Source organism: Peribacillus simplex NBRC 15720 = DSM 1321, assembly GCF_002243645.1.
Classification (GTDB): Bacteria; Bacillota; Bacilli; order Bacillales; family DSM-1321; genus Peribacillus; species Peribacillus simplex.
On the sequence record NZ_CP017704.1, the window covers coordinates 926560 to 948832 of the forward strand.

Here is a 22273-nt window from a genome sequence, read left to right on the forward strand (position 1 = left end):
AATTTATCTGATTTTATTTAATCTGTCGCTTTGGCTCATGATATCCGTAACACGGACCCCAAAGTTTTCATCAATCACTACTACTTCGCCTTTTGCTATCAAGCGGCTGTTTACCAGGATATCCACTGGCTCTCCTGCTAATTTATCCAATTCGATGATTGATCCGGAGGAAAGCTCCAAAATATCCTTGACGCAGCGTTTCGTTCTTCCAAGCTCCACAGTTACTTGCAAAGGGATATCCATCAGCATGCTGAGATTTTTCGTTTCAGACTCCTGAAGCTGATAAGGCTGAAAACTAGTGAAACTGGCATGCTGAACATTTACCGGCTGTCCTGTTGGAACGGATGAAACTCCAAAATGTTGTGGTACATTCGGTATTTGGTTCGTAGGTTGTGTCTGGTGACCGTTTTGTCCATAAGTTTCATTTGCCGATCGATCAGACCGGGTGTCCTGGAAAGGTGCCGGCTGCTGAGTTGGAATGTTTGTTACTGGATCACTAAGTCCTTTTTCCGTTTTCATATCGGTAGGTTCGCTTTCACTCGTCCCATTTAATAATTCAGAAACTAACCCTTTAGCAAACTCTAATGGTAACAATTGCATAATACTGGAATCAATTAAGTTACCGACACGGAGACGGAACGAGATTTTTGCAAATAAATCCTCGTCCGGTATCGCATTTTCACCTACACCATTTAGAAAGTTAAGTAAATCTATGCTAGGTGGAGAAATATCCACTTTTTTACTAAAAATGGTCGACATGGATGTAGCAGCGGAACCCATCATTTGGTTCATGGCTTCCTGGACAGCACTCAATTGAATTTCTCCAAGCAGATCAGAAGGATTCTCCCCATCTCCTCCAAGCATCAAATCTGCAATGATAGCAGCATCGCTCTGCTTGATGACCAGCATATTTATACCTGAAAAACCTTCTGTATATTGCACTTGAATCGCTACATACGGATGCGGGAATTCTTCCGCGATCTGTCCCCGTTCAATTAAGGTAACCGTCGGGGTGGTGATTTCCACTTTCTGATTCAACAAAGTGGATAGGGCAGTGGCCGAACTCCCGAAGGAGATATTACCAATTTCACCGAGGGCATCGAGTTCCATCATTGATAAATAATCGTCAATCGAGAGAGGGATCACCTCATCTTCTATATCACTTGTACCTTTTAAAAGGGCATCTATCTCGTCTTGCGAAAGCATTCCATCACTTACCATCTTCGTCTCCCCCTTTCAAAATATCAAGAATCTGGATAGCATGTTTTTTCCCCACTTTTCCTGGCTGCCCGCTGTATTTTGGGATCCCTCCAATTGTAATCGTCAAAGGTTCATCGATTGCCTTATTTAAATCGATGACATCGCCAACATCAAGCAGCAAAAAATCCTGGATGGTGATGTCCGTAGAACCAAGTTCAGAAATAATGGGAAGATCTGCGTTTCGGATCCGCTTTTCCAAAATCATGATTTCCTCTGGGATTTTTTCCTTTTGGGAATTTTCCATCCAATAATGAGCAGATAATTTTGGTATGATCGGTTCCAATACGACGTGAGGAATACAAACATTAATCATCCCGCTTGTTTCGCCGATATGTGTATTCAAGGAAATGACCACAACAGTATCGTTGGGCGAAACCAGTTGTAAAAATTGTGGATTCACCTCGAACTCTGTCATCACCGGTTCGATTTCAACAATCGTTCCCCAAGCCTCCTGTAAATTTTCAAAAGCCTTCTCGAATAAATTCGACATGATTTTCGTTTCTATTTCCGTTAAACTATCTACCTTATTCACGCTTATGCCCCGCCCGCCCAAAACGCGATCCATCATGGAATAAGCGATATTCGGGTTGACCTCAAGAATGATTCGGCCATCCAAGGGTGGCACCTCAAAAACATTCATGATGGTCATTTTCGGAATCGATCGGATAAACTCTTCGTATGGTATTTGATCTGCCGAAGCAACGGATATTTGGACATATGTTCTAAGCTGAGCAGAGAAGTATGTGGTCAGCAGTCTTGCAAAGTTCTCGTGTATCCTAGTCAAACTGCGGATTTGATCCTTTGAAAACCGAAGCGCCCTTTTAAAGTCGTATACTTTCACTCTTTTTTCTACTTCTACTTTTTTAAAATCATCTGCATCCATTTCACCTGTGGAAATGGCCGATAACAAAGCATCGATTTCATTTTGCGATAATATTTCCCCGGACATTAACACTCACCTCCAAAGCTTCCCCTTCTTATTTAATGAGCAAGGATGTTCTTATTGCAGAATCGAGGAGGTTATATAAACCTTTTCAACTTTTCCTTCTTCCATTAATTCATTCATTCTAGTCTTTAACGCTTCTTGAAGCTTTTCCTTGCCTTTTTTACCGGTTAACTCTTCCGCTTTCATTTCGGACAGTTCGGTAATGATAATATTTTTCACTTGAAAATTTCTTTTTTCCAACTCTTCTTTTGCTTTTTTATTTTCTGTTTGAACCATAAATGAGATTTTGATATAATCATTGCCCGCAAGATTCGTAGTAATTTCAGGAATCTCAACTGATGATTTGACAATTTCGTCAATGCTAGGTTTATCTTCGGCAGATGTGGGATCAGATAACTTTGTCACAACCACGACCGCTATGACACCTACAAGCGTTATAGCCACGAGTATAATCGACATAATAGTCATTAGATTTTTTTTCATGAACTTTCCTCCACATCCTTACGAAAACCGAGAATATTAACGGTACGATAAAATTGTATAATAGCTTCAACCAGTTCCTCTTCCTTCTCTAGCACAACGATTTTCTTACCATTTGTAAAAGTAATGGTCGTATCTGGCAATGACTCAACTGTGTCTATGTACAATGCATTGATATGAAAGCATTTTCCATTGAGCCTTGTGACTTTGATAATGATATTTAGGAGCCAGAGCAAAAAGCACCCGGCTCCTCCCTCCCTTATCCTATCGTTTTAAGTTAACCAATTCTTGTAAAATTTCATCCGACGTCGTGATGATCCTTGAATTCGACTGGAAACCACGTTGCGCAACGATCATTTCAGTAAATTCTTCGGATAAATCCACATTGGACATTTCCAAAGAACCTGATGCAATCACACCTCGCCCTTCACCTGCGATATTGATGTTGGCAGTACCTGAATTGATTGATTCCTGAAAAGTATTACCACCCGTTTTCGTCAAGCCTGATGCATTGGAAAACTTGGCGACGGCCAGTTGACCTAAGGTTGTGATCAGACCGTTGGAATAAACGCCATTTATTTCCCCTGATGAACCAATATTAAAGCTTTCCAGTTTACCTTCTTTATTACCATTCGGATTGACAAGAGCAGTGGTGGAACCTTTAACTTGAGTAAGGTTTGAGAAATCAAAATCCAAATTAACTTTTTGAACGCTTTCATCGACCGCTGTATCCGAGTCATCCTCTTTGCCGCCTGAAATGTTAATGGTTTTACCTGCCTGGGTTTTATCACCTGCCACTATCTGACCATTAGCATCGAAACTCACCGAAGTGAACGGTTTTGGTTCAGTAGTTGATGTATCCTCCAAAGGAGCAGGTTCTTCATCAAAAAGCTCCCATTTATCACCACCTGTTTTTTGGAAATAAATAGTTGCCGTTTGTTCTTTCCCCTTTTCATCTACGACTTTCATTTGCTGGCTAAATACGGTACCATCAATTGCGTCAGCAGCTAGATTTCCACTTACTGATATTTTAGTAGTGGTAATGGCAGGTAAAATCGCATTGACGTTAACAGCAACTTCGCCAATCGTTTTTGATCGTTTCCCGTTTTCATCAACCTTGTAAGCCTGTACTTTCAAACCATTCGCGTTAACAAGCGTACCATTATCATCCAAATAAAAGTTTCCTGCACGTGTATATGAAAGAGAATCGCCTTGTTTGACGACGAAATAGCCATCACCAGATATTCCTAAATCAAGATCGCGGCCGGTGGTTTGCAGGCTTGACTGTGTATGGATCGTATCGATTGTAGCAATCGTGGAGCCCAATCCAATTTGTTTAGAATTGGTTCCGCCTTTATTGGCTGTTGCTGCACTTGCACCAGATACCGTTTGGTTCATCGCATCGCTGAATGTCACACGGCTTTTTTTGAAACCATATGTATTGACATTGGCGACGTTATTACCGATAACATCCAATTTTGTTTGTAAGTTTTTTAATCCGCTTATTCCCGAATACATTGAACGAAGCATGTAAAAGCTCCCCTTTCATATAACGACTGCTTCCGTCATTTCACAGTCTAGGCTTACTGTTTCAGGTTCAGCCTATTTATCTAAAATTATGGTTCCATTGATGTTCGTGAAAATTTGTGATATTGCTTCATCCCTGTCCATGACCGTGATGACCTTGTTGTTTTTCGTGCTTACTATGAGTGCCGCATTATCTGTAATGATAAGAGATTCGGTTACACCCATCTTTTTGGCTTCATTGGTTTTATCAGCTATTTTCTCCCAGGTTTGTGGTGCTATTTCTATATTCCTTTGACTCATCCGCAATTGAGCATGTTTACTAATGGTCAATTTTTCATTTATGGGGACAGCAGTTTGAAAATGCTGTTGAAAGCCTTGTTGGATCATCTGCCTTTGCCTCAAGGGTAATTTTGTTTGTGACATCAGCTGAGCGGAATTTGCTTGAAAACCAAGTTTATTCATATTCCCGCCCCTTAAGCTTCAGCGATTTTTATCAATTGCTCTGATGATAGCTTGGTGTTGTTTTCATCATCCACTTCAATTTGCAGCTTGCCAATACTCATGGATACCGAGATTACGACAGCGGACGACTCTCCATTTTTTTCGTCCATCCAGGAAACGCGCTTGCCTATTAATTCACTTGCCGCCGTCAAGCTGTTCGACGTGGAACTTGTTTGTTTCATTGCTGAAATATTTGCTGGTTCAAGCTTCGTGCCATCTTCTAAAAGAAAATAAACACCATCACCCTTATATTGGATCGACTTAACGATGCCTGTCCCTTCTTCTATCTCAAGGTCATCATCATCTTCATCCAGTTTGTGCCAAGTGACTTCCTTTCCGACAAAAGAGTTATAGTTCATTAAACTATTTTGTTGATTGATCCCGATTATTTCTTCCATTTGGGCTCCCATATTCATCATCTGTTCCAGAGAAGAAAAAGTGGCCATTTGGGCGATGATTTCCGTATTGTCCATCGGACTTGACGGATCTTGGTTTTGAAGCTGGGTAAGCAACAATTTCAAGAAATCATCTTTTCCCAATGCATCCCCGGTTTTTCTGTTTTCAGTTTGAGATTTTGATAATAATAGTGACGTATCGATGGTCGTCATTTTTTCACCTACACTTCCAGATTTAACAGAGCATCAGCAAGGGATCCCGTAAACTCGCTTTCCGTCTCATCATTGCTTTCTTCCTTACTCTCCTGTTGTTCATTATGTTCATCCGCATCTTTATGGCTGAATTTCTCGGAGTTAAAAGCATTGAAGGCCTGTGAAATTTCAATTCTTTCAATTTGAATGTTTTGACCGCTAAAGGCTTGTTTTAAGCCATGAACCTGATTCTCCAGCATATCTTTGGCCTGAGCAGTAGTAGCCATAATCTTGGCTGACAGCATACCATCCTTTTGAATCAACTCGATTCTAAGAGACCCTAAATGTTCAGGATTCAATCTGATCAACAGTTTATTTACACCGTTAGTTCCGCTAAAATTCGCCTTACTCAAAATATTTTCAAATTGTTTAACAAACTCTTCTTGACTGACAGTTTGCTCACCTTTGGGAGCTGCCAAAACGAATTGCTCCAGCTTTGTCATGAGAAAAGGCATACCAGACCCTTGATGTTTACTGCTATCCGGGCTTTGCAAAGTCACTCCGCTGCTGAATGTCCCGTCTTTATTTACCTTGTCACTCCCAGATAATTGTGAGAATGTGCTTTTCAATATTTCTATTGTTTTAGTTTGCCCTTTCTCCAAAGTGTTGGATTGATCAGGTTCTGATTTTGATTTTGACTGATTGGACAGCCATTTCTCCAGTTTCCCCGTTAACCCTTCAAGCAGTTGTTTCATTTGTTTCTGGATGGCCGCTTCATCTTGTGACATATCCTTATTCTCCGATAGAAGATCTTGAATTTTCGCAAATTTCAAAAGATTAACAACACTAGTTAATGGGAGCTCATGCCATTCTTCTTCGCTCAATACAGTAACTTTTTTCAGGATGGTATACAGTTCCATGACATTGGCTGATAACAAACTCTGTAGATTCAGGCTGAGGTCATCCACATCTTGTTCTAAATCCAGTTCCTCGATGCTCGCAAAAAAATCAGCAAGGGCACCCTCAGCATTTCCGGCTACATTTTTTAGGACCTGTAAAATAAGGTTGTTGTCTTGTTGGTTTACTGAAGGGGCTTCGGAAACACTCTGTTCCCCAGTATCACTTAATCTTTCAAGTTTCAAAAAACCAAGCAAATCCTCTATTACAGACATTCTTCCTTCAGTGATGCCAGCTATATTCGATGGAATGTGTGGTTCTGCCCCTATGGCGGATTGAAGGACTGAACCAAACCCTGAATTAGTTTGCTGATTTGGCTTAATTGGTACGTTTAGACTTAATGATGCCAAAGGAAGTAAACAATTAATGGCTGAATTCATTTATTCACCTCCTCACTCTTTCCACTTAAGAACTTTGTTCCGTTAGTTTCTTCGTTAACCTTGCAGCATCAGCCGTTGTCATTTGCTCCAAAACCTTAGCTAAAGTGGCTGCTTTCATACTCGAGAGAATCTCCACTGCATCTTCATCATTCATTTCTGTAATTATAGGTGCAGCCTTCTTGGGAGCCATGGTTTCGTAAGTACGGATTATATCTTTGAACGCTTGTTTACTATTATTCTGACTATCCTTAAGTTGGTTCATTTCTGTTTGAAGCTGCTGTTTTTCCGCTTCTGCCTTTTCAATGGCCTTGTCACGTGTATCAATGATGCTCTCAAGCTTGTCTATCTCTTTTTCCTTGTTTTCAATCTCGGTTTCCAATTTTTCGAGCTTCATGGAAACTTTCTCATCATTCTTGGCTGGTTTACCTTTCTCTTCATCCTTTTGATCCGATTCAATGAAGGGTATTTTCGCAGACATTTCCTTTGCCTTTTCCACTACATTTACCCCTGCAACTGTAAAAACGATCAACGCTACAGTTACCGCAAAGATTAATGGAATGAAGATGACAAGAAACCATTGAAACTTACTTATCTTGCTTTCTACCAATTCTTCCAATCCATTAGATTCACTTTTTTTTCGCATTCCATCACCTTACGCCTTTGCTTAAGAATTGCCGGATAGATATTTCATCCATTTGTTTGTTCTCAGCTTCCTTAATGACATCGAGGAATTTAAGAAAATCATTTTCTTTCATTTTTTCGTACTTTTTAACCTCAATATTTCTTTCCATTAATATATCCCGTTGAATATTCATCTTGTATCGCGCTTCAATGACTTCCTGTTGACAGTGGCTTAAGAGTTTTTCCAAGTTGTCCATAAATAACTGATGATGACGAATTTCCTGAACGGATAATCCATTTCGCAGCTTTTCCTGTTGAAACTCAAGCAACTCTTCTTTTTTCTTTAAAAGCTTATATAACTTTTCTGCCACTTCTTCAAATTTTTTTAAAGCAGAATTATGTTTAGCTAGTGCATCGGTTTTTTCTTTTTCTTTGATGGTCAGGATCTTCTCGAATTTATATTGATAAATCATTATTAATCACCTTTCTCCATCAATTCGACAAGGGCGTTGATACTATTATCTTTGGAAGCTTTTTCATGGGTTCCTTGCTTCAAAAATGAAATGATTTCAGGATAGCGTGTAATCGAGTTATCAATTTGTTCGGAAGAACCCTTCTTATAAGCTCCTATATTAATCAAATCTTCCGACTCCATATAGGTTGATAAACTTGCCCGCAATTTTTCTGCGGCGTTTTTATGCTTGTCACCAACAATATTATTCATGACACGACTAATGCTCTTTAATACATTGAGCGCTGGAAACTGTCCTTTATTGGCCAAGTTACGGTCTAGTATGAAGTGACCATCCAAAATTCCCCTGACAGCATCAGCAATCGGTTCATTCATATCATCACCGTCGACAAGAACGGTATAAAACGCTGTAATGGTACCCCGCTGATTTGTTCCCGTTCTTTCGAGTAACCTTGGCAGGATGGCAAAAACGGATGGTGTATACCCTTTGGTTGTCGGCGGTTCCCCTATAGCAAGCCCAATTTCCCTCTGGGCCATCGCAACCCTCGTGACCGAATCCATCATCAGCATCACATTCAATCCCTTATCACGAAAATATTCTGCGATGGCGGTTGCCGTCAAAGCACCCTTTATCCTCATCAACGCTGGCTGATCAGATGTCGCCACTACAACGATTGATCGTGCCAGCCCTTCTGGTCCAAGATCTTTCTCAATGATTTCACGAACTTCACGGCCACGTTCTCCAATAAGACCTATTACGTTTAAGTCAGCCTTCGTATTCCTCGCTACCATCCCAAGCAACGTGCTTTTACCGACACCGCTCCCTGCAAAGATACCAACACGTTGTCCTTTTCCAACTGTTAATAAACTATCAATCACCCGCACTCCTACATCTATCGGTTCATTAATGGGAGGTCGTTTCATCGGATTTGGAGGATCTTGATCCACAGAAATTGTCGCGAGCCCTTTTGGAAGCAGTGAGTCATCAATGGGATGTCCCAATGGATTGACTACTTTGCCAATAAGCCCACTTCCCACCTTTATCTCAAGGCTCCGTCCGCTTCCTTCCACGATACAACCCGGTGCAATATCACTAACTGCTGTAAATGGCATTAAAATAACCATTTCATCTCGGAAACCAACAACTTCAGCTAAGATTCGATTTTTCTTTTTTTGTATACCTGTATAGATATAACAAACATCACCTACAGAGCTTTCAGGGCCTTGAGATTCTATCATTAACCCCACTACACGTTTGACCCGTCCATAATGTTTGAATGGATGAACTTCATCAACTAAGGGCAATAGGTCTCTAGTGTTCATCTTTGCTCCCCTTCCAGCAATTCAGTTAGTTTCACTTTTATTTCCTGCAGCTGACTGTCGACACTGGCATCCATCCTTCCGTTTTCGGATTCGATGATACAGTTGCTTTCTTCAAGCTCATCATCCGGAAAGATATACAACTTAGTATCTTTCGGAAAGAGGAGCATCAACTCATCTTTATGAGAAAGAATCCTTTGATATTGGATTGGATGGATATGCAATTGCACTTCACGGTAATCCCTCACTTCTTTGATGGCTCTTTTGACTATGGATAAAAAAGATTCTTCATCTTTTTCAAGCTGTTGCCCGATAATTTTCTCTGCCACCTTCAGGGCAAGATTCAAAATAACGGTTTCAGATGATTCGATATGGTGCCGATAATCTTTTTTAGAGGACTCTACCACTTCTTTTGCGAAAGCTATTTCCGCTGCAATCTCGTTATAACCCTTTTGGATACCATCTTCGACTCCCTGCTGATACCCTTCTTTTTGAGCTTGTTCGATAAACATTGCTTTTTCTTGATTCTCCCATTGTTCTCGGTCTTGCTGGATTTCCGCAGCAATCGCTTGGGCTTTTTGTTTAGCATCGAGCAATAACGTTTCCACTTCTTGTTTTGCATCATTGAGAAATTCATCAGATTGAAAATAATGATGGTTTTTCCGTTCATCTGCATCATCATTTTGAAGTAAGTCAAAAGGGCGAACTTTTATCGCAATCTTTTTGCTTTTCTCCTGGTGAGCCTGCTGGGATTTGATAATCCTAGACAATGATATCATCCCCTCCGCCGCGGGCAATAACGATATCTCCAGTTTCTTCCAGATGTCGAATGACGGCAACAATTCTTGATTGTGCTTCTTCTACATCACGCAAACGTACAGGCCCCATATATTCCATTTCTTCTTGGAACGTTTCAACCATACGTTTTGACATGTTTCGGAAAACGATTTCCTTCACTTCATCACTAGCCACTTTAAGAGAAAGTTTAAGGTCTTCGTTATCAGATTCCCTGACTACGCGCTGAATCGCTCTGCTATCAAGGGTCACGATATCTTCAAAAACAAACATTCGTTTCTTGATTTCCTCAGCAAGCTCCGGATCTTGGATTTCAAGTGCATCCAAGATCGTTCTTTCCGTTGAGCGGTCAACACCATTCAACACATCTACAACGGCTTCCACTCCACCGGTCTGTGTATAATCTTGGGTTACTGTCGCAGAAAGTTTCCTTTCGAGTATTTGCTCCACTTCATTGATGATTTCCGGAGAAGTGCTATCCATTAAAGCAATCCTTCTTGCAATATCGGCCTGCACCTCTTGCGGAAGTTCAGATAATATTTGTCCGGCCTGCGCGGGATCAAGATATGACAAGATTAATGCAATGGTCTGCGGATGCTCGTTCTGGATGAAATTCAAGATCTGTCCAGGATCTGCCTTTCGTGCAAAGTCGAATGGACGAACCTGTAAGGATGATGTTAAACGGTTAATGATGGCGGTTGCCTGATCAGTACCTAATGCCTTTTCAAGTACTTGCTTCGCATATCCTATCCCGCCCTGCGAGATGTAATCCTGTGCTAAAGCAATATTATGGAATTCTTCCAGAATTTCTGCTTTATCATGGGAGTCCACTTTCCTCACTCCCGAAATTTCAAGGGTCAATCTCTCAATTTCCTCTTCAGAAAGATGCTTATATACGGATGCAGAAACATCCGGGCCTAAGGAAATAAGGAGGATGGCAGCTTTCTGTTTGCCAGTCAATCCGGCCTTTTTTTTTCTTTCTGTCACTTTCTAAAGCCTCCTAGTCTTCTGCTATCCAGCTTCTTAATAATTTTGCAAATTCATCCGGCTTTTCTTTTGCAAGTTTCTCCAGTTGTTTTCTTTTTAAAGATGCTTCCGTTTCCTTTTCTTTCAAATCCGGAACATCGAATACGACTTCTTCCTCTTCAACCACGTACTCCTCTTCCATATCAGCTTGCTTTCGGGATCGGAGGAATAAGATTAAGAGAATGATAATGACTAGTAAAAGCACTCCACCGACGATGTATGCCCATATTGGTAACGAAGGATTCGTTTCATCTTTTTGCAACGTCATTTTTCCGTTGAACGGCTGAACGGAAATCGCAATTTTATTATTAAGCTCCTCGTCCGTCAGTTCTTCCCCTTCAGCTTTTTTCTCGATTGTCGTGCGTATTATCGTACCAAGGATTTGTGTAATATCATCCACACTCTGCTGAGATAAAGAATTCGGATCGTTTGCAGTGGGCGGTTCGACCATGAGCTGAATACCTAAATCTTTAACTTTATATGGGCTTCCGACTATTTCTTTCTTGATTCGGTTCACTTCACTATTTATCGTTTCATCGACTTTTTCATAATCACCGGAGCCGTTTGTGCCTTCAACGTAACTGGATCCCAATGAATCTGAGGAATCCTCACTTTGCGGAACGCCTCCTGGACCTGCTGCGTCCCCACTATACGATTCATTGATTCTTTGCGCAGAAATCTCAATTCCAGCCATATTTTCTTCATCGACCGGTTCAACTAAATTCTCTTCCCGGTGTTCTTGAGTGAAATCAATGTCTGTCGTGACAGAAACAACCACTTTGTCTCTCCCCATTATCGTTCCAAGCATATTTTGTACCTGTCTTTGAATATCGCGTTCTATTTCTTTTTTAATTTCGTTTTGGGAAGCAAATGCGGACGCGAAAGAGGAATTTTCATTTTCAAGATCGAAGTACTCAAACTCTTGGTTCATGATGACGATATTATCTGTAGGGAGATTCGGAACACTTTTTGAGACCAGATGATAAAGGGAATTGATTTGACTTTCTTCAAATTTATAACCGGGTTTCGTATTCAATACAATGGACGCGGACGCTTCCCCAGCTGAATCACTGACAAAAACTCCTTTATCAGGAAGAGTGATCATTACACTAGCATCTTCTACACCATCAATCTTTTTTATTAAACTGGCCAATTCCGTTTGCATCGAGTCCAGTTTAATGACATTGAATTCATTTTCAGTCATTCCGATACCAGCACTTTGACTAAAAAAGGAATAGTCGATACTGCCTGATTCCGGAATTCCTTCAGCTGCCAGTTCCACTTTTAGTGAATCCAGTCTTTCTTCAGGAACTTTTATGGTCGTTCCATTTTCAGAAACTTCATTCATAATCCCTTGACTGTCTAAATTTTCTTTAATGCTTCCCGTTTCCGATGGAGTTAAGTTGGAATATAAGGGCACCAGCGTCGTACGCGTGGTTAAAATTGAAACTGCCGTAATGATGATGATAATTAATGCTGCTGAACCAAACATCATGAATTTTTGTTTTTTACTGCGGCTCGTCCAATAACCAGTTATTTTGTTTTTAAAATTCACTAGTACTTCATTCATTTAAATCCCCCGGTCAGTCTATGAATTTATGATTGGGGGATTTCTTTTCCCCCTGGTCATTTTTCTCTATATAATGAGGTTAAAAAATGAATGCTATATACTCATTCTCATCATTTCCTGGTAGGCTTCCACAACCTTATTCCGAACCTCTAATGTGGCCTGCATGGTAACGCTGGCTTTTTGTGAAGCTATCATCACCGAATGAAGCTCAACATCCTCTCCATTAACCAATCTAGTTGTAAGATCGTCAGATGCCACTTGTGTTTCGTTAACTTTATTCATTGATTCTTTTAATACCGACGCAAAATTCTGCTGTGCTTCGTATGATGTATTAGTATGGTTTTGATCTTTTTTCAGTACATTACTTGCATTGTTAACTGCTGAAAGAGAAATCCCCTCCATATCAACTATCTCCTTTCAAACTTTTATTTTCCGATTTCCAAAGCTTTCATCATCATTCCCTTTGATGCATTTAAAACTGTCACATTTGCTTCGTATGAACGTGTGACACTCATTAAATCAACCATTTCCCGAAGCGGGTCGACATTTGGCATTTCAACATAACCTTCTTCATTGGCATCAGGATGTTCGGGATTATAGTCCAGTTCAAAAGGCGTTTTATCTTTTACTATTCCAGTAACCTTCACTCCATTCCCTACCTCGCTCGTTTTTCCGGATGCTGCGTTTAAGAAACTCGAAAAACCGTTTTCCTTACTTTGCAACACAACCGATTTTCTTGTGTATGGCTTCCATGTTTTCGATTCGGCGTCATATTCCGCCCTGGTCGTATCGGCATTAGCCATATTGGCAGAGATAACATCCATCCTTACCCTTTGACTTGTCAGGCTAGATCCGGTCATGTTTATACTTTGGAAGATTCCCATCACTTACCTCCCCTAATTACATTCTGCAATGATTGAAACTTTCCTGAAAGCCTGTCGGTTACTGCATTATAATAAATCTGATTGGCAGCTAGATCCGTCATTTCCTTATCAACATCCACGCTATTTCCATTATTGTTATATCGGACATTTTTCTGTGTCAGGATGTGAGAAGCATGACTCCCCTCTGATTTGAAGGTAAAATGTCGTTCATCGGTACGATATGACTCCAGAGAAGATTTAAGCTCTGCCTTAAAGGATTGTGTTTTGTCGACGTCTTTAGCTTTATAATTAGGCGTTTCCGAATTGGCTATGTTCTGTGAAATGACTTTTTGTTTTGCATTAGAATAATTAAGGGCATTTTCTAATGATTGAAAAGTATTTGAAAATAATTCCACATCGATCACCTCTTTCTATAATTAACAGATAATGACTTTATCAATAAAATAACCCAGTGCATTTACGCTTTAATTTTAAAGAAACATTATAACAATGTCTATAAACAATACATAGACTTTAGACCTATTATCGTCGAAAATTGTCACAAACTGCTCATTTTTGTCGTTTTTCTTAGTATGATTACAGGATTAACATTACGTTATATGACATTTTAATATGATTTTCTACATATTAACCAAATTTCACTTCTATTTTCTTATATATCATATCGAAAAACAAATCTATATACCTGATACTTTAGAACTAATTCCCACATTTACTTTCAAGTAATCATTTAATTTTAGTTGATTTCACCCTTTTAAAATAAAGGGTTTATAAGAAAAAAAAGAATTTATGCATTTTTTATTTTTTTGAAAAAAAACGTTTTTTTCAAAGTTCTGATCCATTCGACAAAATTCTCTAATGACTGAAATCCGTTATCCATAGACTTTCTAAAATCAAAATTACAACAACAATCATTTTCATCATTTCAACAGTTATAACAATATAATTACCCTTTTAAAGAAAAATTTAACTATTATTATTACTTCTTATAGAAAACACGCCTATATTCACATTTCAGATATAAGATTATCTATACTAATTACCTCTTTTTCCTTTCTCCCCCTGTCATTTACCCGCATTTACCTGTTAGTCCCAGACAGCAACACATCTAAATATCACAAAAAAAAGGCAGCCCTTTTTCAAGGACTGCCTTTCTATAAGTTAATTATTTTTAAGCTTCTCTAATTCAAGAAGGAATTTATCGTTCAATACTTTGATATAAGTACCTTTCATTCCAAGAGAGCGTGATTCAATGACTCCTGCACTTTCCAGTTTCCTTAGTGCATTTACGATAACGGAACGGGTAATACCAACACGGTCTGCAATTTTGGAAGCTACAAGCAGACCTTCATTACCTTTAAGCTCCTCAAAGATGTGCTCAATTGCTTCCAATTCGCTGTAAGATAACGAGGAAATTGCCATTTGAACGACAGCTTTACTACGAGCTTCTTCTTCTATCTCTTCTGATTTTTCACGTAGGATTTCCATACCGACTACAGTCGCACCATATTCAGCCAAAATTAAATCATCATCGTGAAATTTTTCTTGTAATCGGGCAAGAACCAATGTTCCTAAACGTTCTCCCCCACCCATAATTGGTACGATCGTTGTTAATCCAGTTGCGAAAAGCTCTTTGTTTTCGACCGGGAAAGCAGTATATTCGCTTTCGATATCAAGATTCGAAGAGGTTTCAGGAATATTGAAAAGGTTTTTTGTGTACTCTTCAGGGAATTGTTTATCTTCCAACATTTTGTACATACGTTCGTTTTCAATTTGCTGACTTACCGCTATGCCAAGTAATTTCCCGCGGCGGCTCACGACGAATACATTCGCTTCGATAACTTCACTTAAACTTTCAGCCATTTCCTTGAAGTTAACTGCTTTACCTGCTGCTTTTTGGAGCATTGCATTGATTTTTCTTGTTTTTGCTAATAAGTTCATTTGATTTGTTCCTCCTAAAAATACCATGGTTCACAATAACTATGAAGTTGTATTTCCGTAATTTTATGTTCATTGCATAGGCAAATCATTGCCAAAATTGTTTCTTAATTAAAGGATAAACTGGCTTAAATCTTTATTCCGGGCGATAGAACCAAGCTTACCTTCGACATATTGGGGCGTAATTGTAATCTTCTCCATCGTTATTTCCGGAGCTTCAAAAGATAAGTCTTCAAGCAACCGTTCCAAAATGGTATGAAGTCTTCTTGCACCAATATTGTCTGTGTTTTGATTTACTTCGAAGGCCACTTCAGCTATCTTACGAACAGCATCGTCAGAAAATTCAATTTCTATACCTTCAGTTTCTAATAAAGCAACATATTGTTTTAACAAGGCATTATCCGGTTCATGAAGAATCCGTACAAAGTCGTCTACAGTCAGTTTGTTCAATTCTACACGAATTGGGAATCTACCTTGTAATTCAGGGATAAGGTCGGATGGCTTAGCCATATGAAAGGCCCCTGCAGCAATGAATAGGACATGATCCGTTTTAACTGAACCATATTTAGTCACTACTGTCGAACCTTCAACAATTGGCAGGATATCCCTTTGGACACCCTCTCTTGATACATCCGCTGATGAACTTCCAGATTGCTTACTGGCAATTTTGTCGATTTCATCTATGAAGATAATCCCATTTTGCTCAGCCCCGTATACTGCATCGGAAGTGACTTCATCCATATCAATCAATTTTGCCGCTTCTTCATTTGTTAAAACGATTCTCGCTTCACTTACTTTCAATTTGCGCTTCTTGCTTTTTTTCGGCATCAAGCTTCCTAAAGCATCCTGCATGTTCATCCCCATTTGTTCCATTCCCGAACCTTGGAGCATATCAAACATCGAAGCAGCCTGTTCTTCCACTTCGACCGTTATCATTTCACTTTCTAACTCACCATTAGCCAGCTTTTCAGCGACGATTTTTCTTTTTTCCTGCAAACTTAAATCTTCGGAATTTTCTTCCGAATCCTGTTCGTCTTGATTGTTATTGCCACCAAAAAAGACTTCAAGTGGATTCTTGAAATTACTCTGTTTTTTAGTTGATGGCACTAATAGCTCTATTAAACGGCGATTTGCATTTTCTTCTGCCCGTTCCTTTACGCTGACCATCTTTTCTTCCTTCACGAGGCGGACGGAAGTCTCAACCAAATCACGAACCATGGACTCTACATCCCGGCCGACATACCCGACTTCCGTAAATTTCGTTGCTTCAACTTTTACAAAAGGAGCACCTACCAATTTAGCCATTCTCCGAGCAATTTCTGTTTTCCCAACGCCTGTCGGTCCAATCATTAATATATTCTTCGGAACGACTTCATCACGAAGTTGATCCGAGAGAAGGGAACGTCGGTAGCGATTCCGAAGAGCCACTGCCACTGCCCGTTTTGCCTCACGCTGCCCTACGATATACTGATCCAGTTTTTCTACGATTTGCCTCGGTGTTAAATTAGCTTTTTTTGACATATGCGCTCCTCCTTACAACTCTTCCACGATTATATTCGTATTCGTAAATACACAAATTTCCGCTGCAATTTGTAAAGATGATTGGGCGATTTCCTTTGCCGATAAATGGTCACTGGAAAATCGCATTAATGCCCTGCCGGCAGCCAGTGCATAATTCCCTCCCGACCCTATGGCGAGAATACCATCATCCGGTTCAATTACTTCCCCGGTACCAGAAACGAGCAGTAAATGGTTCTTATCCATTACGACTAGCATGGCTTCCAGCTTTCTCAATACATTGTCACTTCTCCATTGCTTTGCCATTTCGACGGCAGCACGCTGAAGATTGCCATTGTACTCTTCAAGTTTAGCTTCGAACATCTCAAATAAAGTGAATGCATCTGCAACGGAACCTGCAAAACCTGCAAGGACATTACCATTAAAGATTTTTCTTACTTTCCTCGCTGTATGCTTCATCACTACTGAATTTCCTAAAGTAACCTGCCCATCACCGGACATGGCACATTCACCTTTATGATGCACTGCAAATATCGTTGTCATAAAGTGTCCCCTTTCAACATTTAAGGCCGCGGATGTGATGCATTGTAGACTTTTTTTAATTGGTCTTTTGTAACATGCGTATACACTTGCGTTGATGAAATTTTAGAATGACCAAGCAATTCCTGAACCGTGCGAATGTCCGCCCCATTATTCAATAGGTGTGTAGCAAACGAATGCCTTAACATATGGGGATGAAGACTTCCATCTGCGGCTGACTTTTTAATCAATTCATTCAATATATAGCGAACTCCCCTAGGTGTCAGAGGGTCTCCACGAAAATTAACAAATAAATAAACATGCGCCTTGGCGTCAGACGAAGTCAATTCCATCCTGGCTGTACGTATGTATAAATCTATCGCTTCCTGTGCATATCTACCAACCGGAACGTAGCGATCTTTTTTTCCTTTTCCATGGACCAGTACCGTACCTAAGGAAAGATCGATATCCTGCAATTTAATCTCACAACATTCACTTACGCGAATGCCTGTAGCATACAATAATTCCAGTAAGGCACTGTTTCTTATTCCTATCGGTGAATCTTTCTTTAAAGAAGAAAACAACTGATTCATTTCCTTCTCATAAAGAAAACGTGGCAGTCTTTGATCCTTTTTAGGTAAAGAAGCAAGAGAAAAAGGATTATCCTTCACATCACCTTCACGTAGTAAAAATTTATAAAGGCTCCGCAAGCAAGAAGTTTTTCTTGCTACAGTGCGCTTAGAAAGTTTTTTCTCATATAAATTCGTTAAATACAACCGGACATCAAAATATTCAACGGACGTGATATTCTCAATGCCCTGTTCATTAAGGAACAGAAAAAATTCGTGAATATCACGTTTATAATTTTCAATGGTGTAATGTGAACTATTTTTTTCAATTTGTAAATATTCAATGAAGGATGATAATGCCTTTTTTTGATTAATCATGGAAACACCTCGCAAAGGCTAATAAATAGTATCATACTTTAAAACAGCAGGCAAATATTTTACAAATTTTTCACAAAGTTCTGAATTGTGTCCAAAGCGCGTTTAGCATGCGTTTCGTTCCGCTCTTTTTTGGATTTGATTCTCACTTCAAGGTCTGGAAGCAACCCAAAGTTGGCATTCATCGGCTGGAAGCTCTTTCCATTCGTCGACGTTATGTACCTTGCCATGCTGCCCATCGTCGTCTCCGCAGGGAAAATGATAGGCTCCAATCCTTGGACGATTCTTGCAGCATTGATACCTGCAACCAGTCCTGATGCAGCCGATTCTACATACCCTTCGACTCCAGTCATCTGACCGGCAAAGAATAAATCATCCCGATTCTTGAATTGGTACGTAGGCTTCAAAACATTAGGTGAGTTTATGAACGTGTTTCGATGCATAACTCCATAACGGACAATTTCGGCATTTTCCAAACCAGGTATGAGCTGCAATACTTCTTTTTGCGGCCCCCATTTCAAATGTGTCTGAAAACCAACAATATTGTAGAGTGTTCCTGCCGCATCATCTTGTCGCAATTGAACTACAGCAAAAGGACGTTTTCCCGTTTTTGGATCTTCTAAGCCAACAGGCTTCAATGGACCAAATAACATCGTTTTCTTCCCACGTGATGCCATCACTTCAATCGGCATGCAGCCTTCAAAAAAGATTTCTTTTTCGAATTCTTTAAGTGGGACTGTCTCAGCAGCAATCAAAGCTTCATAAAAGCGGTCAAACTCTTCTTCCGTCATCGGACAGTTCAAATAAGCTGCTTCCCCTTTATCATAACGGGATTTCAAATATACTTTATCCATGTTGATGCTGTCTTTTTCAAGAATTGGTGCGGCAGCATCATAGAAGTACAAGTATTCTTCATCCATGATTTGCTTTAAGCTGTCAGATAGTGACTGACTTGTAAGCGGACCGGTTGCAATGACGGTAGGACCTTCCGGAATTTCCGTCACTTCTTCATTAATGACCGTCACATTTGGATGATTTTTGACCCTTTCCGTAACAAGACCGGCAAATTCATGACGATCAACAGCTAAAGCACCCCCAGCCGGTACAGCACAAGCATCTGCTGCGGACATGATGACCGAATCCAGTATACGCATTTCTTCTTTTAATACACCAACTGCATTTGTTAAAGTATTTGCCCGAAGTGAATTGGAACAAACAAGTTCAGCGAATTTATCGGTATGATGGGCTGGCGTTTGTTTTACAGGACGCATTTCATATAGATCGACTTTAATTCCTCTTTTAGCTAACTGCCACGCCGCTTCACTTCCAGCAAGCCCAGCACCGATTACACTTACTTTTGTTTCTTTCATTTTTCGAACCTCCATGTATAGATATGATAAGACAGGATCATTTATCATTAAAACTGCTTTCATAAAAGTTTCATTTTTAACGATATCTATGTATTTATAACCGAAATACTCATTCCTGCTAACGATAATTTTAAAGCATATGCCACAAAGCCGGCATTCTTCCTGCATTCCATCTTTTCTAAAAAGGGTAAAGGACGCAATTAGGAATTATATCTTTAAAAGAATGTACTTGTCCACTGAATTTTACATCACATGGCCTAAATAAAAAAGTTTCAAGCTTTATCCATTTTCTTCTTGGAAGTAAATCCATATAGTATCATGATATCATACTTTCCTGAACATAAAGAAACTCGGCAGATGCCGAGTCAATTTATATGTTGGGTTTTTCGATTGTTCACAGGGAAAGCAAACGATTTCACGTTCTTTTCTATGCTTGGGGCATTTCTTTGAAATCACAATCCATGCACTGGACCTGGACGCCTTTTTTGAGTTTTTTCTCAACAAGTGTACCTTCACATTTTGGACAACTACGCGGCAGCGGTTTATCCCAAGATATGAAGTCACATCCAGGGTAGGTATCACACCCGTAAAATATGCGGCGTTTTTTACTTTTCCTTTCAATGATGTTTCCTTCTTTACATTTTGGACATTTGACACCGATTTCTTTAACAATTGGTTTTGTGTTACGGCAATCCGGGAAATTACTGCATGCCATGAACTTTCCATAACGTCCCATCTTAAAGACCATCCCATGTCCGCATTCCACGCAATCTTCACCTGCAGGTTCATCTTTGATTTCAATTTTCTCCATCTCGACTTCGGCTTTAGCCAAATGAACTGCAAATTCTTTATAAAATTCATCTATGACCTTTATCCATTCGATACTGCCTTCCTCGACGCTGTCGAATTCCTGTTCCATCTTGGCAGTGAACTCTGCATCAAGAATATCCGGGAAGAATTCGCGTATCAATTCAAGAACGATTTCACCAAGCTCTGTCGGGATGAACCGTTTATTATCCAAGGTAACATAGCCCCGTTTTTGAATCGTATCCAAGGTAGGAGCATATGTAGAAGGACGGCCTATTCCCAGTTCCTCTAGGGTTTTGACAAGACGGGCTTCAGTATATCGGGGCGGAGGCTGTGTAAAATGCTGCTTCGGCTCGATATCTTTTGAAAAGAATTGATCTCCTTTTTTCACATCCGGAAGTGCATTTTCCTTTTCTTCCACCGAGTCATCGGACCCTTCAACATATACCTTCATGAAACCTGGAAACTTAATTTTTGAACCATTTGCCCTGAAGATGACATCCTCGTTATGCAGGTCGATGCTCATCGTATCCATGACCGCCGAAGACATTTGACTAGAAACGAATCGTTCCCAAATCAATTTATAAAGACGGAATTGATCTCTGGATAAGAACTCCTTGACTACACCCGGTTCACGTAATGTGCTGGTTGGCCTGACTGCTTCATGGGCATCCTGGGCATTGGTTTGTTTTTTCTCCTTGCGTTGTTCAACCTGAACATAATCTTTACCATAATTATTTTGAATGAAGGTATGAACTTCCTCTTTCGCAACATCGGAAATCCGTGTCGAATCGGTTCTCATATAAGTGATTAACCCGACTGTACCTTCCTTGCCAAGCTCGATTCCTTCATAAAGCTGCTGAGCAAGCATCATGGTTTTCTTTGCACGGAAATTCAATTTACGTGCCGCTTCTTGTTGCAGGGAAGAAGTTGTAAAAGGTGCAGCTGGATTGCGCCTTCTTTCCTTTTTAGCCACAGTTCCTATCGTAAATTCGCCGCCATTTAAAGAAGCGAGCACTTTTTTGACGTCCTCTTCGGTATTTAATTCCTTCTTCTCGCCGCCAAGGCTGAAGAAGGAACCTTCAAACTGTTCTTTTCCTTTTACAAAATCAGCCTTGATTGTCCAATACTCTTCCGGGATAAAATCTTTGATCTCCTTCTCCCGGTCAATGATCATCCGCACAGCAACCGATTGGACCCGTCCCGCGCTTAAGCCTTTTTTCACCTTTTTCCACAAAAGCGGGCTTATATTGTATCCGACCAAACGATCCAAGACCCTTCTTGCCTGCTGGGCATCAACCAATTTCATATTTATTGGCCTCGGCGATTTAAATGATTCTTTGATGGCCTCTTTCGTGATCTCGTTGAATACCACGCGGCAATCTGAGTTAACGTCAACATCAAGACTGTGAGCCAAATGCCAGGCAATGGCTTCCCCTTCCCTGTCGGGGTCAGCCGCGAGATAGATTTTTTTCGCTTTTTTTGCAGCGGTTTTCAATTCTTTTAAAACCGGGCCTTTGCCGCGGATAGTTATATATTTAGGTTCATATTCATGTTCAACATCGACACCCATTTGACTTTTAGGCAAATCGCGTACATGCCCCATGGAAGCCTTTACTTTATATTTTTTTCCCAAGTAACGTTCTATTGTTTTCGCCTTTGCGGGCGATTCCACAATCACTAAGTATTCTGACATCCAATAAATCCTCCTCAAAGAGGTAATATAAATCTTCACTATTATTAATCATTCAAAAATCATTTGTCAACACCTCTTTACTTTTCAAAGCATGCTGATTCATTTATTTATGGGTTTTTGACAAGAGGTGCCATTTGCAAAACTTATAACAGTTT

23 protein-coding genes are annotated in these 22273 nt (G+C 40.0%); all 23 read right to left on the reverse strand.

Features of this window, described 5'->3' with window-relative positions; genetic code table 11:
• Nucleotides 1-3 precede the first annotated feature (3 nt).
• The 23 genes from fliY to topA all read right to left on the reverse strand — a co-directional run bounded on the left by fliY (nt 4) and on the right by topA (nt 22118).
• Entirely contained in the window at nt 4-1221 is a 1218-nt protein-coding gene (fliY, locus tag BS1321_RS04220) for a flagellar motor switch phosphatase FliY (protein ID WP_063231857.1), read from the reverse strand.
• A complete protein-coding gene (gene fliM / locus BS1321_RS04225; protein WP_063231858.1) occupies nt 1211-2209 on the reverse strand; it encodes a flagellar motor switch protein FliM in 999 nt (332 codons plus the stop codon). The genes fliY and fliM overlap by 11 nt, the downstream gene beginning before the upstream one ends.
• A gap of 51 nt (nt 2210-2260) precedes the next feature.
• Nucleotides 2261-2689 (reverse strand): flagellar basal body-associated protein FliL, encoded by a 429-nt coding sequence (fliL, locus tag BS1321_RS04230; protein WP_063231859.1) that lies wholly within the window; start codon nt 2687-2689, stop codon nt 2261-2263.
• Nucleotides 2686-2901, reverse strand: coding sequence for a flagellar FlbD family protein (locus tag BS1321_RS04235; protein WP_063232127.1), 216 nt, complete (start codon nt 2899-2901; stop codon nt 2686-2688). Before BS1321_RS04235 ends, fliL begins: the two co-directional genes overlap by 4 nt.
• 49 nt (nt 2902-2950) lie before the next feature.
• The gene (locus BS1321_RS04240; RefSeq protein WP_063231860.1) at nt 2951-4216 is read right to left on the reverse strand and encodes a flagellar hook protein FlgE; all 1266 of its coding nucleotides are present in this window, start codon (nt 4214-4216) and stop codon (nt 2951-2953) included.
• Nucleotides 4217-4288: 72 nt separating this feature from the next.
• Nucleotides 4289-4675, reverse strand: coding sequence for a TIGR02530 family flagellar biosynthesis protein (locus BS1321_RS04245; protein ID WP_063231861.1), 387 nt, complete (start codon nt 4673-4675; stop codon nt 4289-4291).
• 11 nt (nt 4676-4686) lie between these two features.
• The gene (flgD, locus tag BS1321_RS04250) at nt 4687-5322 is read right to left on the reverse strand and encodes a flagellar hook assembly protein FlgD (protein ID WP_063231862.1); all 636 of its coding nucleotides are present in this window, start codon (nt 5320-5322) and stop codon (nt 4687-4689) included.
• An 8-nt stretch (nt 5323-5330) separates the two neighbouring features.
• A complete protein-coding gene (locus tag BS1321_RS04255; RefSeq protein WP_063231863.1) occupies nt 5331-6638 on the reverse strand; it encodes a flagellar hook-length control protein FliK in 1308 nt (435 codons plus the stop codon).
• 25 nt (nt 6639-6663) lie between these two features.
• Nucleotides 6664-7281, reverse strand: a complete 618-nt coding sequence (locus BS1321_RS04260) for a MotE family protein (protein WP_063231864.1) — start codon at nt 7279-7281, stop codon at nt 6664-6666.
• Between the two features lie 4 nt (nt 7282-7285).
• On the reverse strand, nt 7286-7732 hold the full coding sequence (gene fliJ / locus BS1321_RS04265; protein ID WP_063231865.1) for a flagellar export protein FliJ: 447 nt from the start codon (nt 7730-7732) through the stop codon (nt 7286-7288).
• A 2-nt stretch (nt 7733-7734) separates the two neighbouring features.
• The gene (gene fliI, locus BS1321_RS04270; protein WP_063231866.1) at nt 7735-9054 is read right to left on the reverse strand and encodes a flagellar protein export ATPase FliI; all 1320 of its coding nucleotides are present in this window, start codon (nt 9052-9054) and stop codon (nt 7735-7737) included.
• Nucleotides 9051-9821 (reverse strand): flagellar assembly protein FliH, encoded by a 771-nt coding sequence (gene fliH / locus BS1321_RS04275; protein ID WP_063231867.1) that lies wholly within the window; start codon nt 9819-9821, stop codon nt 9051-9053. Before fliH ends, fliI begins: the two co-directional genes overlap by 4 nt.
• Nucleotides 9814-10833: a flagellar motor switch protein FliG gene (fliG, locus tag BS1321_RS04280; RefSeq protein WP_063231868.1), complete on the reverse strand. Its 1020-nt coding sequence runs from the start codon at nt 10831-10833 to the stop codon at nt 9814-9816. Before fliG ends, fliH begins: the two co-directional genes overlap by 8 nt.
• Nucleotides 10834-10846: 13 nt before the next feature.
• The gene (gene fliF, locus BS1321_RS04285) at nt 10847-12442 is read right to left on the reverse strand and encodes a flagellar basal-body MS-ring/collar protein FliF (RefSeq protein ID WP_063231869.1); all 1596 of its coding nucleotides are present in this window, start codon (nt 12440-12442) and stop codon (nt 10847-10849) included.
• A gap of 93 nt (nt 12443-12535) precedes the next feature.
• Nucleotides 12536-12844: a flagellar hook-basal body complex protein FliE gene (gene fliE / locus BS1321_RS04290; protein WP_063231870.1), complete on the reverse strand. Its 309-nt coding sequence runs from the start codon at nt 12842-12844 to the stop codon at nt 12536-12538.
• A 23-nt stretch (nt 12845-12867) separates the two neighbouring features.
• The gene (gene flgC / locus BS1321_RS04295; protein ID WP_063231871.1) at nt 12868-13326 is read right to left on the reverse strand and encodes a flagellar basal body rod protein FlgC; all 459 of its coding nucleotides are present in this window, start codon (nt 13324-13326) and stop codon (nt 12868-12870) included.
• Nucleotides 13326-13721, reverse strand: coding sequence for a flagellar basal body rod protein FlgB (gene flgB / locus BS1321_RS04300; RefSeq protein WP_063231872.1), 396 nt, complete (start codon nt 13719-13721; stop codon nt 13326-13328). The genes flgC and flgB overlap by 1 nt, the downstream gene beginning before the upstream one ends.
• 766 nt (nt 13722-14487) lie before the next feature.
• The gene (codY, locus tag BS1321_RS04305; protein ID WP_057278408.1) at nt 14488-15267 is read right to left on the reverse strand and encodes a GTP-sensing pleiotropic transcriptional regulator CodY; all 780 of its coding nucleotides are present in this window, start codon (nt 15265-15267) and stop codon (nt 14488-14490) included.
• Nucleotides 15268-15375: 108 nt separating this feature from the next.
• Entirely contained in the window at nt 15376-16785 is a 1410-nt protein-coding gene (gene hslU, locus BS1321_RS04310) for an ATP-dependent protease ATPase subunit HslU (protein ID WP_063231873.1), read from the reverse strand.
• A gap of 12 nt (nt 16786-16797) precedes the next feature.
• Complete coding sequence (hslV, locus tag BS1321_RS04315) at nt 16798-17325, reverse strand: HslVU peptidase proteolytic subunit (protein WP_048684874.1); 528 nt, start codon at nt 17323-17325, stop codon at nt 16798-16800.
• Nucleotides 17326-17345: 20 nt separating this feature from the next.
• Complete coding sequence (xerC, locus tag BS1321_RS04320; RefSeq protein WP_063231874.1) at nt 17346-18248, reverse strand: tyrosine recombinase XerC; 903 nt, start codon at nt 18246-18248, stop codon at nt 17346-17348.
• Nucleotides 18249-18307: 59 nt separating this feature from the next.
• On the reverse strand, nt 18308-19615 hold the full coding sequence (gene trmFO, locus BS1321_RS04325; RefSeq protein ID WP_063231875.1) for an FADH(2)-oxidizing methylenetetrahydrofolate--tRNA-(uracil(54)-C(5))-methyltransferase TrmFO: 1308 nt from the start codon (nt 19613-19615) through the stop codon (nt 18308-18310).
• A gap of 427 nt (nt 19616-20042) precedes the next feature.
• Entirely contained in the window at nt 20043-22118 is a 2076-nt protein-coding gene (topA, locus tag BS1321_RS04330) for a type I DNA topoisomerase (protein ID WP_063231876.1), read from the reverse strand.
• Nucleotides 22119-22273 lie beyond the last annotated feature (155 nt).